This is a genomic window from Dietzia sp. JS16-p6b (genome assembly GCF_003052165.1).
Lineage (GTDB): Bacteria > Actinomycetota > Actinomycetes > Mycobacteriales > Mycobacteriaceae > Dietzia.
Map to the genome: position 1 here is coordinate 2,842,996 of NZ_CP024869.1, position 15,589 is coordinate 2,858,584.

Annotated in this window: 15 protein-coding genes; 6 read left to right on the forward strand and 9 right to left on the reverse strand. The window is 67.1% G+C overall.

The window, feature by feature from the left end; genetic code table 11:
- The first annotated feature begins 1 nt into the window (after position 1).
- From CT688_RS13100 to CT688_RS13110, 3 genes are read left to right on the forward strand one after another with little or no spacing between them, the layout of a single operon-like run.
- Complete coding sequence (locus CT688_RS13100) at positions 2–682, forward strand: potassium-transporting ATPase subunit C (protein WP_107757250.1); 681 nt, start codon at positions 2–4, stop codon at positions 680–682.
- A 9-nt stretch (positions 683–691) separates the two neighbouring features.
- Positions 692–3,244, forward strand: a complete 2,553-nt coding sequence (locus tag CT688_RS13105) for a sensor histidine kinase KdpD (RefSeq protein ID WP_107757251.1) — start codon at positions 692–694, stop codon at positions 3,242–3,244.
- On the forward strand, positions 3,241–3,924 hold the full coding sequence (locus CT688_RS13110) for a response regulator (RefSeq protein WP_107757252.1): 684 nt from the start codon (positions 3,241–3,243) through the stop codon (positions 3,922–3,924). The genes CT688_RS13105 and CT688_RS13110 overlap by 4 nt, the downstream gene beginning before the upstream one ends.
- Positions 3,925–4,138: 214 nt before the next feature.
- Here CT688_RS13110 and CT688_RS13115 read toward each other — a convergent pair whose 3' ends face one another.
- Positions 4,139–5,527: a phenylacetate--CoA ligase family protein gene (locus tag CT688_RS13115; RefSeq protein ID WP_107757253.1), complete on the reverse strand. Its 1,389-nt coding sequence runs from the start codon at positions 5,525–5,527 to the stop codon at positions 4,139–4,141.
- Positions 5,528–5,696: 169 nt separating this feature from the next.
- Between CT688_RS13115 and CT688_RS13120 the strand changes: the two genes are divergently transcribed.
- Positions 5,697–5,906, forward strand: a complete 210-nt coding sequence (locus tag CT688_RS13120) for a ferredoxin (protein ID WP_107757254.1) — start codon at positions 5,697–5,699, stop codon at positions 5,904–5,906.
- A 5-nt stretch (positions 5,907–5,911) separates the two neighbouring features.
- On the opposite strand, the gene CT688_RS13125 is transcribed toward CT688_RS13120, so the two are convergent.
- The gene (locus tag CT688_RS13125) at positions 5,912–6,463 is read right to left on the reverse strand and encodes a TetR/AcrR family transcriptional regulator (protein ID WP_159078009.1); all 552 of its coding nucleotides are present in this window, start codon (positions 6,461–6,463) and stop codon (positions 5,912–5,914) included.
- Between the two features lie 170 nt (positions 6,464–6,633).
- On the opposite strand from CT688_RS13125, the gene CT688_RS13130 reads away from it, so the two are divergent.
- Positions 6,634–6,957 (forward strand): 2Fe-2S iron-sulfur cluster-binding protein, encoded by a 324-nt coding sequence (locus CT688_RS13130; RefSeq protein WP_107757256.1) that lies wholly within the window; start codon positions 6,634–6,636, stop codon positions 6,955–6,957.
- Positions 6,954–8,171: an NAD(P)/FAD-dependent oxidoreductase gene (locus CT688_RS13135; RefSeq protein WP_107757257.1), complete on the forward strand. Its 1,218-nt coding sequence runs from the start codon at positions 6,954–6,956 to the stop codon at positions 8,169–8,171. Before CT688_RS13130 ends, CT688_RS13135 begins: the two co-directional genes overlap by 4 nt.
- 120 nt (positions 8,172–8,291) lie before the next feature.
- Here CT688_RS13135 and CT688_RS13140 read toward each other — a convergent pair whose 3' ends face one another.
- The 7 genes from CT688_RS13140 to CT688_RS13170 all read right to left on the reverse strand — a co-directional run bounded on the left by CT688_RS13140 (position 8,292) and on the right by CT688_RS13170 (position 15,589).
- Complete coding sequence (locus tag CT688_RS13140; RefSeq protein ID WP_107757258.1) at positions 8,292–9,089, reverse strand: SDR family NAD(P)-dependent oxidoreductase; 798 nt, start codon at positions 9,087–9,089, stop codon at positions 8,292–8,294.
- Positions 9,079–10,335 (reverse strand): cytochrome P450, encoded by a 1,257-nt coding sequence (locus tag CT688_RS13145; RefSeq protein WP_107757259.1) that lies wholly within the window; start codon positions 10,333–10,335, stop codon positions 9,079–9,081. The genes CT688_RS13140 and CT688_RS13145 overlap by 11 nt, the downstream gene beginning before the upstream one ends.
- Positions 10,336–10,345: 10 nt before the next feature.
- Positions 10,346–11,491: a thiolase family protein gene (locus CT688_RS13150; RefSeq protein ID WP_107757260.1), complete on the reverse strand. Its 1,146-nt coding sequence runs from the start codon at positions 11,489–11,491 to the stop codon at positions 10,346–10,348.
- On the reverse strand, positions 11,488–11,838 hold the full coding sequence (locus CT688_RS13155) for a Zn-ribbon domain-containing OB-fold protein (protein ID WP_107757261.1): 351 nt from the start codon (positions 11,836–11,838) through the stop codon (positions 11,488–11,490). The genes CT688_RS13150 and CT688_RS13155 overlap by 4 nt, the downstream gene beginning before the upstream one ends.
- A gap of 184 nt (positions 11,839–12,022) precedes the next feature.
- Positions 12,023–12,769 carry an ABC transporter ATP-binding protein gene (locus CT688_RS13160; protein WP_107757262.1) on the reverse strand — a complete coding sequence of 249 codons (747 nt, stop codon included), beginning with the start codon at positions 12,767–12,769 and terminating at the stop codon, positions 12,023–12,025.
- Positions 12,762–14,726 (reverse strand): branched-chain amino acid ABC transporter ATP-binding protein/permease, encoded by a 1,965-nt coding sequence (locus CT688_RS13165; protein WP_159078010.1) that lies wholly within the window; start codon positions 14,724–14,726, stop codon positions 12,762–12,764. Before CT688_RS13165 ends, CT688_RS13160 begins: the two co-directional genes overlap by 8 nt.
- Positions 14,726–15,589 (reverse strand): branched-chain amino acid ABC transporter permease, encoded by an 864-nt coding sequence (locus CT688_RS13170; protein ID WP_107757264.1) that lies wholly within the window; start codon positions 15,587–15,589, stop codon positions 14,726–14,728. Before CT688_RS13170 ends, CT688_RS13165 begins: the two co-directional genes overlap by 1 nt.

A 15,589-nucleotide genomic window follows, 5' to 3' on the forward strand; every position in this document is an offset into this window, starting at 1 on the left:
CATGTCCACTCTCACCACTGCCCTGCGCCAGCTGCGGCCGGCCCTCGTCGTCGTCGCCCTCGCCACTCTCCTGTGCGGCCTCGCCTATCCCGTCTCCATCTGGGCGGTATCGCGGCTCGACACCGCCTCGGCCGAGGGGTCGATCGTCCGGGACGCCGCCGGCTGCGCGGTCGGTTCGGCGCTGCTCGCCACCGACCCGCAGGTCGAGCCCGGCCAGCCGGATCCGTTCTTCCACGCCCGTGTCGTGGGGTCCGGGGACCAGGCCGACCCGACCGCGGCGGCCATGGCGCCCGGCGACCCGGCCGCCGGCGCACCCTCCCACCTGGGGCCGTCCAACCCGGAGCTCGCCGAGTGGATCGGCGTCCGGCGTGAGGTGATCGCCCAGCGGGAGGGCGTGGACCCGGACCGGGTGCCGGTCGACGCCGTCACCGGGCCCGGTTCCGGCCTCGATCCGCACATCTCGCCCGAGTACGCCGCGATCCAGGTCGACCGGGTGGCGCGGGAGAACGGCCTGCCCCGAGAGCGCGTCGAGGCGCTGGTGGCCGAGCACACCGACGGCCGCCAGCTGGGATTCCTCGGCCAGCCGAGGGTGCGGGTGACCGAACTCAACAGTGCGCTCAACAGTGCGCTGGGCCTCACGGCTCCCGGCTGTGCGGAGTCCGGCCGGTCTGCGCGGGGATAGGGTCTGACCATGTCCGGAACGACGCGGGGGCGGCTGCACATCTACCTGGGGGCCGCCCCCGGCGTGGGCAAGACCACCGAGATGCTCGACCGCGCCCATCGCCTGGTCGCGGAGGGCACGGACGTGGTGGTGGGCCTGGTGGAGACCCACGGTCGGGCGGGGACCGCCGCCCTGCTCGAGGGGCTGGAGTCGGTGCCGCGCCGGACCGTGTCCTACCGCGGGACCAGGATGACGGAGATGGACCTGCCCGCGGTCCTCGAGCGCGCCCCGCAGATCGCCCTGGTCGACGAGCTGGCCCACACCAACGCGCCCGGGCTCGAGCACGCCAAGCGCTGGCAAGACGTGGCCGACCTGCTCGACGCGGGGATCGACGTCCACTCGACGCTCAACATCCAGCACCTCGAGAGCCTCAACGACGTGGTCTCCCGGATCACCGGCTCGGAGCAGCGGGAGAAGGTCCCGGACGCCGTCGTCCGCGCGGCCGACGAGATCGAACTCGTGGACCTGAGCCCCGAGCAGCTGCGCCTGCGCCTGATGGCGGGCCAGGTCTACCAGGCCGAGCGCGTCGACGCCGCCCTGGGCAACTACTTCCGGGTGGGCAACCTCACCGCGCTGCGCGAGCTCGCGCTGCTGTGGCTGGCCGACCGCGTGGACGAGGCGCTGGGCCGCTACCGGGATACCGAGCGGATCACCGACACCTGGGAGGCGCGCGAGCGGGTCGTCGTGGCCATCACCGGCGGCCCCGAGTCGGTGACCCTCGTCCGGCGCGCGAGCCGCATCGCCTCCCGGTCCTCGGCCGAGCTGGTGATCGTCCACGTGCTGCGCGGCGACGGGCTGGTCTCGCCCGGCGACAGCATGGCGGAGGTACGCGAGGTCGCGGCGAGTCTGGGCGCGACCGTCCACACCGTGGCCGGTGACGACGTCCGGACCACGCTGCTGGACTTCGCGCGCGGGGTCAACGCCACCCAGCTGGTCCTGGGCACCTCCCGCCGCAGCCGGTGGCGGCGACTGTTCGACGAGGGGATCGGGTCGGCGGTCCTGCAGGATTCCGGGCCGATCGACGTCCACATGGTCACCCACCCCGAGGCCTCGGGCACCCGCCGCCCGGGGGCGCCGCGACCCGCCGCTCGCCGGACCTCCGCCTGGGCGGGCGCGATCGGCGTCCCCGTTCTCGTGGGCGGGATCAACCAACTGTTCGACGAGCGGCTGGACTTCAGCTCCCAGGGGTGGTTCTTCCTCGTGGGAGTGCTGGCGGTCTCGCTGCTCGGCGGGGTGTGGCCGGCCGCGGTGTGCGCGATCGTCTCGGGCCTGGTGCTCAACTTCTTCTTCACCCACCCGCGGTACAGCGTGACCATCGCCGAGCCCGCGAACGTGGTGTCGATCCTGGTCATGGTGGCCGTGGCGATCGCCGTGTCCGTGCTGGTGGACCAGTCCGCGCGGCGGCACCGGGAGGCCACGCGGTCCGCTCGGGACGCCGAACTGCTCACCCTGTTCGCCAAATCCGCACTGCGCGCCCCCCGGCTGGACGCGCTCCTGGAGAAGGTCCGCGACGTCTACGCCCAGGACGGGGTGGCGTTCCTCGGCGCGGACGGCACGATGGTGGCCGGCGCCGGGGCGCGGCCGCCCGCGAGCGAGGCCGAGGCGACGACCTCGGTCCAGTCCTCGTTGACCAGCTCTGTGGAGACCGAACCCGGCGACCGGCTCCTGCTCGCCGGGCCACGGCTCACCGGGCACGATCGCAGGATCCTCGCGGTGGTGGCCGAACACGCGTCGGCTCTGGTGCGCAACCAGGAACTGGCCCGGGCTGCTGCCGACAGCCAGGCCCTGGCGGAGGCCGACCGGCTGCGACGCTCGTTGCTGTCCGCGGTCGGGCACGACCTGCGCACCCCGCTCGCCGCGGCCAAGCTCTCGGTGTCCTCGCTGCGGTCGGGGGACGTGGACTTCGGCCCCGAGGACACCGCGGAGCTGCTGGCGACCGTCGAAGAGTCGGTCGACCACCTGGCCGCGCTGGTGGACAACCTGCTCGACTCCTCGCGTCTGGCGGCGGGCGCCGTCCACCCCTGCCCCGGCGAGGTGGACGTGGAGGAGACCGCGGTGACGGCCCTGGTCGCCGCGACGGTGGGCCGCAAGTCCGACCGCCGACGCGTCACCGTGGACACCGACGGGGCCACGGTGTGGGCGGATCCCGGCCTGCTGGAGCGCGTGCTGGGGAACCTGCTGGACAACGCGCTGCGGCACGCCCCGGAGTCCGCGGTCCGGTTGACCGCGCGCACGTTGTGGGACGCCGGCCGCGCCCGCACGCTCATCGCGGTGGCCGACGACGGCGAGGGGATCGCCGCCCCGTCACGGGATGCGGTCCTGCACTCGTTCCACCGGGAAGGCGACACCAATGCCTCCACGGGGATCGGCCTGGGGCTCTCGGTGGTCCGGGGCTTCGTGGAGGCGATGGGCGGCACCGTGTCGATCGACGAGACCCCGGGCGGCGGCACCACGGTGGAAGTGGACCTGCCCGCCTGCCGCGACTCCGAGCGTGAAGGCGCCAGCGAGGGTGAGTCCGGATGAGCCCGACCGTGCTCGTGGTGGACGACGACGCCCAGCTCCTGCGCGCCCTGCGCATCAACTTCCGGGCGCGGGGCATGACCGTGGTGACCGCGGAGACGGGGGCCGAGGCGCTGTCCCGCGCGGCCGACTGCGACCCCGACCTGATCATCCTGGACCTGGGACTGCCGGACCTCGACGGGATCCAGGTGCTCCACGGTCTGCAGGGGTGGTCGCGGGCCCCGGTCCTGGTCCTGTCCGCGCGCCCCGACTCCTCCGACAAGGTCCAGGCCCTAGACGCGGGCGCCGACGACTACGTGACCAAGCCGTTCGCCATGGACGAGTTCTTCGCCCGCGTCCGCGCCGCCCTGCGCCGGGCGAGCAGGGCGGACTCGCCGGGCCAGGCGATGGTCGAAACCCCCGGGTTCACTATCGACTTCCGCACCTCCACGGTGACCCGCCACGGCCAGACGCTGCACCTCACCCCCACCGAGTGGGGTGTGCTGGAGATCCTCGCGCGCAACCCCGGCAGGCTGGTCACCCAGCAGGAGATCCTCCGCGCGGTCTGGGGCGAGGGGTACCAGAAGGAGACCCACTACCTGCGCGTCTACATGGCCCAGCTGCGCCGCAAGCTCGAGGACGACTCGGCCGCCCCCCGGCACCTGGTCACCGAGCCCGGGCGCGGGTACCGGTTCGTGCCGTGAGCCGAATCGCTCCGCCGGCGTAACCGCGGGCGAGGTCGTCCCAGAGCGAACCGGTACGGCCCGATGACGGTGTCGGTGCGCCGACGAGCACAGACGGGGCGACGACGAAGTTCGGCGCCGCGCCCCGTCGATCAGCTGCCCGCCATCCCGTCGCCCGGCTGACTCAGGACGGGCTCGTCAAGCAGGCCCGCTGAGTTGGGACCGAAAGCGCCTCCTAGTCGCGTCCACGTTCGTCAACCACTCGCCGTGCCTTGAACACTGTCTCCGCGAGAGTGCCCGGCTGGATGACCTCCACCGGGACTCGAATTCCCGTGATCCTCTTCAACGTGGCTTCGCCTTGCTGTTGTAGCGAACGCAGGGCGTCGGCGTGGTCTGGGATGATGGTGGGGTCGAGCTCGGCGCGAACCAGTATCTCGTCCATGGCGCTCGGACGGCTGATCCGTATCTCGAACTCCGGACCAAACCCGGGGACGCTGCGAAGTCCGGTTTCGATAGCGCTGGGGAAGATGTTGGCTCCCCGAATCACCAGCATGTCGTCGAGTCGCCCAAGGATGCCTTCGGGGAACCGGGGATAGGTGCGACCGCACGCACAGGGTTCGTTGGTCATGTACGACTCGTCCCCGGGCGCGAACCGGATCATCGGCTGGGACTCGCGCCATAGATGGGTGTAGACCACCGCCCCGCGCTGGTTGTCAGAGAGGAGCGAACCGAAGTCGTGCTTGTCGACGATCTCGGGGTACACCTCATCCGAGATGATGTGTGTGCCCGATTTGGCCTCGCAACCGACGTTGGTCTGGAACGGGTACATCTCCGAAGTCGAGCCGGCGTCAATGACGATGGCACCCCAGCCCTCCTCCAGCGCTTGCCTGGTTCCTGGAAGGCTTCCCCCGGGCTCACCGCCGACCAGGAGAGTCTTCACCGAGCTCTCGCGAAGGTCGAGACCGCGATCGTGGGCGGCGGACAGCAGATGCATGCAATAGGAGGGGGTACCACTGAACACCGTCGGGCGAAGTCGTTGGATGAACTCGAGGTGCTTCTCCGATTCAGCGACTCCCAGGGGAAACAGGCCCGCCCCGATCCGTTCGACTCCCTGAATGACCCCCCAACCACCGAAGAACAGTCCGAATGGGAAGCCGACCTGAACGAGATCGTCCGGCCGCACGCCGCCGCACCACTGGGCCATTGCGTGAACGTCGGCCGCGCGCTGCCAGTCCTTCTGGCTCACTGCGTAAAGGGTCGGAACACCCGACGTCCCCGATGAACCGTGGATGCGTGCGATGTCGCGCATGTTCGTGGTGCTGGTGTAGCTCCCGAACGGCGGGTTCTCCTGCTGATCCGCGACCAGCATTTTCTTGGTGACAATCGGGACCTTGCGGGCGAAATCCTCGAGTGTGCGGACGTCTGAGGGGTGGAAGTCGTGAGCGTCGTAGTGCCGTCGATAGAACGGCAATTCGTTGTACACGTAGTGGAGTTGGTGCTTAATACGCCCCAGAATCACTTCATCTCTGGCTTCGCGGGACATCGTCTCCCGCGCCTCGTCCCAGAATCGGGGGAAATCTTGTCCGCCCGTCTGCTGCTCGTGCTCGATCTGCTGGGTGACCATGGGCTCCCTCTCTCGGAGTTGACGGCGACTCCACACGAAGTGCAACACTCCTCGTAGCCGACCGAACGGATGGTTATACTCTGCATCACGGTGACGGACCTCACAAGAGATCCGCGCAAATTGCCCACATTCGGCACCGCCGATCGCGGTTCCGGCGAGAGGAACCCTGATGTCAGAGACTCCGAGAAACGTGGCCATCTCCATCGACATGAGCGTGTGCGTCGGATCGGGGGTATGCGCAATGATCGATCCTGGGAACTTCCGACTGGAGGGCGGCAAGGCCAGGGCGACGAGTGAAGAGACCGTCCTCACGGACGAACTCGAGGACGCGCTACTGGAATGCCCGGTGCAGGCGATCAGCCGCGAAGACCGTGGCTGACCCTTTCAGCCGTGCCGGCGAGTGAGAATGCCCGCGAGGAAGATGTCGGACATCTGCGCTGAAATCGCCTTTACCCGAGTCGGACCACCCGGCTCATACCACCTGGTCATCCAGTTGAAGGCGCCGATCATGGACCGGGCCACCACCCGGGGGTCGGAGCCCGCGTCGAAGCTGCCCTCGTCGACCCCGTCGCGGACCATCTGCTCAACGAGAGAGACGTACTCCTGATCCATCTCGGTCCACTCGGCCGAAATGCCCTTGCCTGCGATCTCCTGCACGTAGACGCTCACATAAGCCAGGTTCCGGTCGATGATCCCGACGTGGACCTGAGCTATGCGGCGGAGCTTCTCCGGAGCGGGCAGGTCAGACGAGGCCAGGGATCGCGCCTGCTCGAGGAGTTCCTCGGCGTGCGGGCGAACCACTGCGAAGAGCAGGTCTTCCTTGCTCTCAATGTAGTTGTAAAGACTGCCCTTCAGCATGCCCACCTCGCTGGCCACGTCCTCCAGCGAGGACCCACCGAAGCCCTTCTCGCTGAAGACCTTCGCGGCGGCAGCCACGACATCACCCCACCTACTGGGTCGAGGCACCGGACACTCCTAGAGCTGGACGAGGGAACCGCTATGGCTGTCAACATATCCCATCTCGCGACGAATCGGCCCCAGCCCCTTCTTTCCCAACCGTTCGTTTGCTAACCTGCTTCCAGCGTCCGATGACTGAGGGGAATTCCATGCCTACCGTCGTTTACACCGATCCCAGCGGGACCGAACACACGGTCTCGGAGACCGCCGGCAAGTCCGTCATGGAGTCGGCCGTGTCCCACGGAGTCCCAGGAGTCCTGGGCCAGTGTGGTGGGTCACTGGCCTGCGCCAGTTGCCACGTCTATGTGCAGGAACGATGGCTCTCCCGAACCGGCGAGGTGTCGGAAATGGAGGATGACATGCTCGATGGTGCCCTGGCGGAACGTCTGCCCGAGAGTCGGCTGTCCTGCCAGATTCGACTGAGCGACGACCTGGACGGACTGAGGGTGCGCGTCGCGCCGGAGCAGTTGTGAACGGTCGAGTTCTGATCGTCGGCGCCAGCCACGCAGGCGTTCAACTGGCCAGTGCACTCAGGAACCGAGGGCATGAGGGACCGATTCTGCTCGCAGGGGCGGAGACTTCCTTGCCTTACCATCGGCCCCCGTTGTCAAAGGATTATCTCGCCGGCACGATCACAGCGGAAAGCCTCGCCTTGAGGCCCGGTTCGTTCTTTGATTCAAAGGCCATCGAGCTCGAGCTCGGAGTCCGAGTCGAGAGAATCGATATCACTTCTGGGGTTGCTCACACATCAACCGGCGCCGAGTTGACGTTCGATCAGTTGGCTCTCGCCACGGGGGCTCGCGCCAGACGGCTGGGAGTCCCAGGAGCGAGTCTGAAGGGGGTTGTCTACCTCCGGGACCTCAGCGATGCCGATCGCCTCAGATCGGCGATGGTTGACGCGCGTCGTGCCGTGGTCATCGGTGGAGGGTTCATCGGCCTGGAGGCCGCCGCAGCACTCGCCGGACGCGGGATCGATGTGACGATCGTCGAGGCCACGGACCGGCTGATGGGCAGGGCGGTGACCACCCTTCTGTCGAGCTGGTTCTCGGACCTGCACGAGACACACGGTGTGACCGTGCGCTGCGGCGCTGGCGTGGTTGCCCTCGACGGAAAGGGGAAAGTGTCCTCCGTCGCCCTCGCCGACGGATCGTCATTGCCTGCCGACCTCGTCGTGATCGGCATCGGAGTCGAGCCGCGGACTGAGTTGGCGGAAGAGATCGGTCTCACCGTGGACCGAGGGATCGTGGTCGACAACCGGTCTCGTTGCAGCGATCCGGAGATAGTCGCAGTGGGCGATGTCACCGTCCTCCCCCACCCCCTCGACCCAACAGCAACCATCCGCCTCGAATCGGTCCAGAACGCGACCGACCAGGCGGATGTGGCCGCGGCGACGCTCCTCGGTCAGGAGCGGGAATACAGCGCGGTCCCCTGGTTCTGGTCCGACCAGTACGACGCCAAATTGCAGATGGTCGGCGCCCCCTCGGCATACGACGAGCTGGTGATGCGGGGTTCGCCTGACGACGGGGCGTTCACGGTACTCGCCTACGCCCATGGCCGACTCGTGGGCGCGGAGTGCATCAACTCAGCGGCCGATTTCGTGGCGGTTCGAAGGGCACTCGCCGCAGGCATCACCCTGCCCGTGGACCGGGTCGCCGATCCCACAGTGCGGCTCAAGACCCTGCTCTGACGGTGATCCAGTTCCGGCATCGTTGAGGCTCGGAACGACCGGACCCTCGCACTGACGGCGGCCGACATTGACGCGTGACCGGGCAGCTGCCGACGTGACGAACCCGCGTGGTGACGGCGGTCAGTGAAGTGACCAACCACCGTCGACGGCAAGGGTGATCCCCGTGATGTAGGAACCGGCGTCAGAGGCCAGGAGGAGCAGGGCTCCTGACAATTCTTCGGGCTCCCCGAGTCGGCCGAGCGCCGTCCGCTGGGTGAGCGTCGCGACCTGTCGCTCGTCGTCGAGGAGCGGCCCGGTCATCTCTGAAGCGAAGTAGCCCGGAGCCAGTGCGTTGACCCGGATTCCCTTTCGGCCCGACCACTGCATGGCGAGGTCGCGGGTCAGGCCCAGGAGCCCTGCTTTGGATGCCGAGTATCCGGCTTGGGGTGTGGTGCCACCGGTGAGGGCCAGAACCGAGGCGATGTTGACGATGCTTCCCCCCTGGGACTTGGCGATGCAGTGTCGGGCGAAGGCTCGAGCCATGAAGTACGCGCCGGTCAGGTTCACGTCGAGCACCGAGGTGAAGTCGTCGGCCGTTTCGTGATGGGCCGGGCGGGTGGAGCTGATCCCGGCGTTGTTCACGAGGATGTGGATCCCGCCCATCGTCTCGGCCGCTGCGGCGACGAGGTCCTCGCAATCCCCTCGGCGGGACACATCGGTCGGCACCGTGATGCATCGGCGTCCACCCGACTCGATGTCAGCGGCCACATCTCGGAGCATCTCCGCACGCCGCGCCGCCAGGACTATGTCCGCGCCGGCTGCAGCGAGAGTTCTGGCGAACTGCACTCCCAATCCCGACGACCCTCCGGTGATTATCGCCACCCGCCCGGTCAGATCGAAGAGCGAGCCAGGAGCGAGGTCCGTCGATCTATGCGCCATCGATTCTCACCTTCAACTGCTTGAGTCCTCGAGTCAGGATCACGGGATCCCAGTGGAGGTCCGGGTCGGCGAGTGCGATCGAGGGGAAGCGCTGGAGGATCCGGGGGATCACGATGCTCGCCTCGAGCCTTGCGAGAGTCGCTCCCAGGCAATAGTGGACTCCGATCCCGAACGACAAGTGGGAACCCTGACCTCGCCGCAAGTCCAACACGTTCGGGCCGTTGAAGACCTCGGGGTCGTGATTCGCACCCGAGAGCATGAGGAACACCCGATCGCCTGACCTGATGGTCTTCCCACGCATGTCGACGTCCTCGGCCGCGATGCGTACGACGGCTTTGGCCGGGCCGTCATAGCGGAGGAGTTCCTCGATCGCCGTATTGAGCTGCGCGGGGTCACCATCGCGGATGATCGCGGCCTGATCGGGAAATCTGATGAGCGCCAGGACGCTGTTCGCGATGAGGTTCGTCGTCGTCTCATGGCCGCCGAACAGCAGGTTCACGCAGATTGCGGTGAGTTCCTCATGACTGAGCGCTTCGTCTCCGTCTCGTGCGGCGACCAGGGCGCTGGCGAGGTCGTCACCGGGTTCAGATCGGACCTTGTCGAGTAGTGCGCCGATGTAGCGGACCAGTTCGGCCATGCCGGTCTGCGCGCGCTTGTGCCGACTCGGGTCCTCCATCGCACCGAATACCAAGGCGGAAATGTCATCGGACCAGCCCTTGAACAGATCCCTGTCCTCTCGCGGGACGCCGAGCATACTGGCGATCACGATCGCGGGGAGGGGGTAGGCCACCTCCCGGATCAGATCGATGACACCGTCATCCCCCGCACGCACCCGGGCCTCGTCGAGGAGGTGGTCGGCGGTCTGCTCCACTTCAGACCGCATGCCCGCGAGAATTCTGGGTGAGAACGCCTTCTGCACGAGCCTCCGGAACCGAGTGTGCTCCGGGGGGTTTCGGAAGACGAGCCAGCCGTCGAGCAGTTCCAGAGTCTCCACGATGTCGAGGTCCGGTCGCTGCTTACGCCGTTCGCGAGCGATGACCGGAGCGATACGGTCGGAGGAGAATCGGAGATCGGACATCGCCGAGGCGACGTCGTCGTGGCGAGTCAACACCCACGAGCGATACCGCTCGTTCCAGTGAACCGGGTCCGTCTCCCGGAGCCGGCCCAGGAAGGTATACGGGTCCGCGACGGCGTCCGGGGAGAGGATTCCATCGAGGTCGACATCGAGTTCCTTGTGGTTCTGCATTCTGTTCTCCTTAAGAAGTGGCGGCGCGGAAGATCGCGACGACGCAGGCGTTGCCGTCCACTCCGGACACGCCTCCGCCCATGGTTTCGACCAGTCCCACCCGTGCGTCCTTCACCTGGCGCCCCTCGGCTTCTCCGCGGAGTTGCCGAACGATCTCGGCAACCTGGGCGACGCCTGTGGCTCCGAGAGGGTGTCCGCGGGACAGCAGACCGCCGGACGGGTTGATCGGAAGGGAGCCTCCGATCGCGGTCCCGCCGTCGGCAGCCATTCGTCCCGCCTGCCCCTCGGCGACGAGTCCGAGTGCCTCGGTAGTGGTGAGTTCCCCGATCGTGAAGGCGTCGTGGACCTCTGCCACGTCGACATCGCCCGGGTCGATCCCAGCGGCCTCATAGGTGGCGCGTGCGGTGTCGTGGATCAGGCGGTACCCCCAGACGTCGTCGCTGCGGTGGTCCCACGGACCACCTGCCAGCTGCGCTGAGGACACGAGCTCGACGTCACGTGTGTGGCATTTCTCGCTGACCAGCACCACAGCGGCGGCCCCGTCGGAGATCGGGCTGCATTGCAGCAACGTCAGCGGATCGGAGATCATCGGCGAATCGAGGACGTCGGACACCGTGTAGTCCCCCCGATACTGAGCGCGGGGGTTGTGGAGAGCGTGGCGATGGTTCTTCACCGATACGGCCGCCAACTGCTCGGTCGTCACCCGCCCCTCGTGGAGCCACCTACTCGCCTCCATCGCGTACATGCTCGGCATCGCGAGTCCGGTGCGACCTTCGGTGTCGGTCTGCTGGGGCACGATCGGCCCCGTGAACAGGGTGCTCATGTGTTCGATCCCCAGAACGAGTACCCGGCGGTACCGTCCGGCGTTCACGGCGGCGGCGGCCTCATGAAGCGCAGACGTCCCGCTGGCGCACGCGTTCTCGACCGTGACTATCGGGACCCCGGTGATGGCGTAGCCCTGCAACGCCCGCATCGCCACGCCCGGCTCGCCGAAGACGCTTCCCACGTACACCGCGTCGAACTGCTGCTGGCGCCCGAGGTCGATCAACGCGTCCTCGAGAGCCTCTCCGATGGCCTGCCACGCCAACTGCGTTGGGGAGACGGACGGTTGTTTACCGAAGTGTGACGTTCCCACTCCGGTCACCCAGACGCTCATCTGATGACCTCCACTACAACGTCGCCGTCGACCGGCTCGGTCAATCGGACCCGGCTTCCGACTGCGGGTGCACTCTCTTCGCCGCCAACGTGCGCGAGCACTCGTGGACCGGATCGCAGGTCGACGTACGCGAGCGTGTACGGCGGCGTGCGCTCCCCCACCTTGATCCGCACGACCGTCGACGACCACACGGTTCCTTCCGGCCCGAACCTCGCCTCGACAACGGCTCCACCGCAAGCCGAGCACGCTGGCCTGTGCGTGGGCATCACGTGGTCGCAGGCCTCGCACCTGACCCCGATGAGACGAGGTGGATCCGTGCCCTCGATGAGGGGTCTCGGGTCTGACATGGTTCTCTCCTATGCGCTCTGATCCGCACTTGCTGACCCTTTTTAAACAAACATATGGTTGGCTAACATGGACCCTACAAGTCCCTTGTCGGAAGTTCCAGGCCTGAATGAGACCGAGTGGTCCGCCCTGCCGACGAGCGCCCGCCCAGCCACGGCAGGTGGCGGAGGCGGGCGTCGATTCGGCCTATGCGGGCCCCGATGGGGGCACGGCATCATTGCTGCCACTGATGTCCCCGAGGTACGAGCGACGCACCTCACTCGACCCGGCCACATCCGCGGCCACGCCACTGAGCGTCACCGTGCCTCGCTCGATCACGTAGGCCCGGTCGGCGATCCCCAGTGCGCGATCAACCATCTGCTCGACCAGGAGGATGCCGATCGAGAGGTTCTCCCGGATCTTCGTGATCGTCTCGAACAGCTGGGAAGTGAGCGCCGGGCTGAGCCCCAACGAGGGTTCGTCCAGAAGTAGATAGCGAGGACGCCCCACCAGGGCCCGCGCGAGGGCGACCTGCTGCTGTTCCCCACCTGACAACAGCCCCGCCCTCTGGTGTTCCCGCTCCTGGATGATCGGGAAGATGTCACCGAGCACCTCGAAAGGATCGGGGTCCGAGCGCTTCGCCAGGGCTGACCGCCCGAGTTCGATGTTCTCCCGGACGGTGAGGCTGCCGAAGAGTCGCCGTCCCTCCGGGACCATGATCAGACCGCGCCGGGCCCTCGCATGAGGTTTGATCGAGCCGATATCGTCTCCATCCAGGAGAATTCTTCCGGAACGGACTGGCAGGAGTCCGGTGAGAGTCCGCACCAGGGTGCTCTTCCCCGCCCCGTTCGACCCGACGACCGCGACGACCTCGTCTTCCGCCAACCGAACGCTCAATCCCCGCAGGACGTCGACCTGGCCGTACCCGCTGCAGAGTTCGCGTGCCTCAAGCATCTGTCGCCTTCTCTCCCTCGATCACGACGTGGCCGCTACCCAGGTAGGCCGCCACCACTCGTTCATTCGTCTGCAGGCCGGCCGCGTCACCGTGGTAGATCAGCCCGCCCCGTTCCATACAGGTGACCTCGTCGGCGACGCGAACGACCAGGCTCATGTCGTGCTCGACCAGGAGAATCGCCACTCCCGTGTCGGCGATGGCCTTGAGCGTCGTGCCGAGTTGGTAGGTTTCTGCGGGGTTGAGGCCCGCGGCCGGCTCATCCAGAATCAGGATCTTCGGGTCGCTCGCCATCGCACGCGCCAGTTCGACCGACCGCTGGAGGCCGTAGGGGAGCTCACCGGTGAAGGTGTCCGCGTGTTCGTCGATGCCGAGCATCTCGAGCAGGCCCATCGCTTTCTCCCGCGCCTCGGCTTCGAGACGCCTGATGCCGGGCAGGCGGAGCAAGGTGGGGACAAAGGCCTGGCCCAGTGTGGCGTCCAGGCCTGCCATCACATTCACCAGAGCCGTCTCCCCGTGGAACAGCTGCGGTGTCTGGAAAGTCCGCGCGACGCCCAAGCGGTAGATCTCGTGAGGCGCCAGGTGCGCTGCTTCGGTGTTCAGGATCGTCTTGCTCGACCCCTCCTGCAGCGGGTACACACCGGTGGTGAGATTGACCAATGTCGTCTTGCCGGCACCGTTCGGGCCGACCAGGGCGTGGATCGTCCCCTCCCTCAGCGTGAGTTGCATATCGTCCACGGCCTTGAGGCCGGCGAAGCTGTGCGTCACGTCCCGGAGAGTCATCACCCCGTCATGGGTCGACAGGTCGACGTCCTCGGCTCTACCGCCCACCGGGCTCGCGACATCTCCGGACACGTCGAGCGACGCACTCTCCTCCGGGGATTCGCCCCTGCGCCGCTGCAACCGATTCTGAAGCTGGCGGACACCACCGACGATGCCCGACGGCAGGAACACGAGGGTGAGAATGAACAGCAGACCCGTGAGTCCCTCGTCGGACAGGAACCAGCTGTCGCTCAGGTAGTCCTGTTGGAACGTGACCAGGGCGTGCATCGCATGCGAATGCTCAAGGGTCAGCAGCACGATCACGCCGACAACGGGGCCATAGAGGCGGCCGGCTCCGCCCAGGATCACCATGATGATCAGACTCAGGCTCAGCGTGAACGTGAACGACTCCGGCTGGAGGTGCGCTTGGAGTTGGGCTTGGAGCGTGCCTGCCACACCACCGAATGCTGCTGCGACCATGAAGACCGCGGCCTTCCGCCGACGGGGGTTGATCCCGATGTGGGAGGCCACGACCTCGCTGGTGGCGATGGCCCTGAGGCTCCGCCCCCACGCTGACTGCGCGAGGTTCCGGTAGGCGACAAACGCGAGCACCCCGATGATCCCGACCAGAATCATCAGCAGTGGCGGCGTTCCCGCGAACAGGGGCGGTTCCAGCACGACACCGCCGATCTCGGCAGGATCCAGCAACGAGGTCTCGTGAGTAGAGGTGTTGGGGTACCCGGCGAGTCGCCCGAACAACTCGAGTTCGTTGAAGAGCCGATGGACGACGACTGCGAAGGCGAGCGTGATCATGGCCACCTGCGGACCGGTCAGGCGGGCGGCGGCCAGAGACAGCAGCCCACCCGCACCCACCGACACGGCGACCGCGCAGATCATCGCGAGGGGCCAGGGAAGGGAGAGCCCGAGCATCGCCCATGCGCTGACGTAGGCCCCGATGCCGACGAAGGCACCCTGCCCCAGGGAGATGAGCCCCGCGTAGCCGGCCAGGAGATTCAAACCGAACGCAGCCACCATTGCGACGATGATCATCCCCACGGACTGACTCGTGGAGATCGTCGTCGGAGCCCCGGTCAATCCCGGGGCTATGGCGACGGCCACGACCACGAGCGCGATCCCGAACGCGAGGGCGTCCTTTCGCAGAAGTGCTCGATGGAACGACGATGTGGTGTTTGGCATTAGACCTTCTCCATGACAACTCGGCCCATCAGACCCTGGGGTCGGACCGCGAGTACGACGACTGTGACGAGGAGGCCGATGACCGCGCCGACGGCGGTTCCCAGCCATTCGGTGGCGACCACAGTGGTGACTCCGTAGATGAGCCCGCCGACCAGCGCTCCGGGAATGCTGTCGAGCCCCCCGAGAATCGCCGTCGCGAACCCTGCCACCAGCAGTGACTGACCGGTCCCGATGGAGAGCCCGACTTCGGCGCTGTACATCACACCGGCCAGCGACGCGATCCCCATGGCCATCGCGTATGCACCCAGAGCCACCAGGCTGGGGTTGATCCCCATCAGCGAGGCGGTTTCCCTATCCTCGGCGACCGCTCGGAACACCGAACCGTACTTCGTTCGCTGGGTGAACCATGTGAGCGTCACGGTCAGCACGATCGCGATGACCAGGAGCGCGAGCATCTGCGCGCTCACGAGGTATCCCGCGATCGATACGAACCCCTGGAAACCTATCCCGCTCACCGCGGAGGTTCCGGCTCCCTGCGAGTTTCGGAGCAGGTCGAGCATGATCAGCGAGAGCCCCGCGGTCGTGAGGAGCCACCGGATGTCGTGCGGCCCCGAATTGAACGGGCGGACCACGAAGCGCTCGACTCCGGCTCCCAGGAGGGCGATGAGCACGACGGCCAGAGCCAACGCGAGCCATGCGGGTAGGTCGAAGGCGACGATGGCCAGGAACACGAAGCCCCCCGCGGTCACGAACTCACCCAGCGCGAAGTTCAGAGTGCGAGTGGTCTGAAAGGTGAGAACGAAAGCGAGCGCGACGAGCCCGTACAGTCCGCCGAGTGTGATACCGACGAGGACAGAGTCCAT

Excerpts from the sequence above, each read along its gene's own strand:
- CT688_RS13150 (WP_107757260.1), bottom strand. The coding sequence starts at position 11,491 with ATGAGCGTCTGGGTGACCGGAGTGGGAACGTCACACTTCGGTAAACAA.
- CT688_RS13170 (WP_107757264.1), bottom strand. The coding sequence starts at position 15,589 with ATGGACTCTGTCCTCGTCGGTATCACACTCGGCGGACTGTACGGGCTC.
- CT688_RS13155 (WP_107757261.1), bottom strand. The coding sequence starts at position 11,838 with ATGTCAGACCCGAGACCCCTCATCGAGGGCACGGATCCACCTCGTCTC.
- CT688_RS13140 (WP_107757258.1), bottom strand. The coding sequence starts at position 9,089 with ATGGCGCATAGATCGACGGACCTCGCTCCTGGCTCGCTCTTCGATCTG.
- CT688_RS13145 (WP_107757259.1), bottom strand. The coding sequence starts at position 10,335 with ATGCAGAACCACAAGGAACTCGATGTCGACCTCGATGGAATCCTCTCC.
- CT688_RS13105 (WP_107757251.1), top strand. The coding sequence starts at position 692 with ATGTCCGGAACGACGCGGGGGCGGCTGCACATCTACCTGGGGGCCGCC.
- CT688_RS13120 (WP_107757254.1), top strand. The coding sequence starts at position 5,697 with ATGTCAGAGACTCCGAGAAACGTGGCCATCTCCATCGACATGAGCGTG.
- CT688_RS13165 (WP_159078010.1), bottom strand. The coding sequence starts at position 14,726 with ATGCCAAACACCACATCGTCGTTCCATCGAGCACTTCTGCGAAAGGAC.
- CT688_RS13110 (WP_107757252.1), top strand. The coding sequence starts at position 3,241 with ATGAGCCCGACCGTGCTCGTGGTGGACGACGACGCCCAGCTCCTGCGC.
- CT688_RS13160 (WP_107757262.1), bottom strand. The coding sequence starts at position 12,769 with ATGCTTGAGGCACGCGAACTCTGCAGCGGGTACGGCCAGGTCGACGTC.
- CT688_RS13115 (WP_107757253.1), bottom strand. The coding sequence starts at position 5,527 with ATGGTCACCCAGCAGATCGAGCACGAGCAGCAGACGGGCGGACAAGAT.
- CT688_RS13130 (WP_107757256.1), top strand. The coding sequence starts at position 6,634 with ATGCCTACCGTCGTTTACACCGATCCCAGCGGGACCGAACACACGGTC.
- CT688_RS13100 (WP_107757250.1), top strand. The coding sequence starts at position 2 with ATGTCCACTCTCACCACTGCCCTGCGCCAGCTGCGGCCGGCCCTCGTC.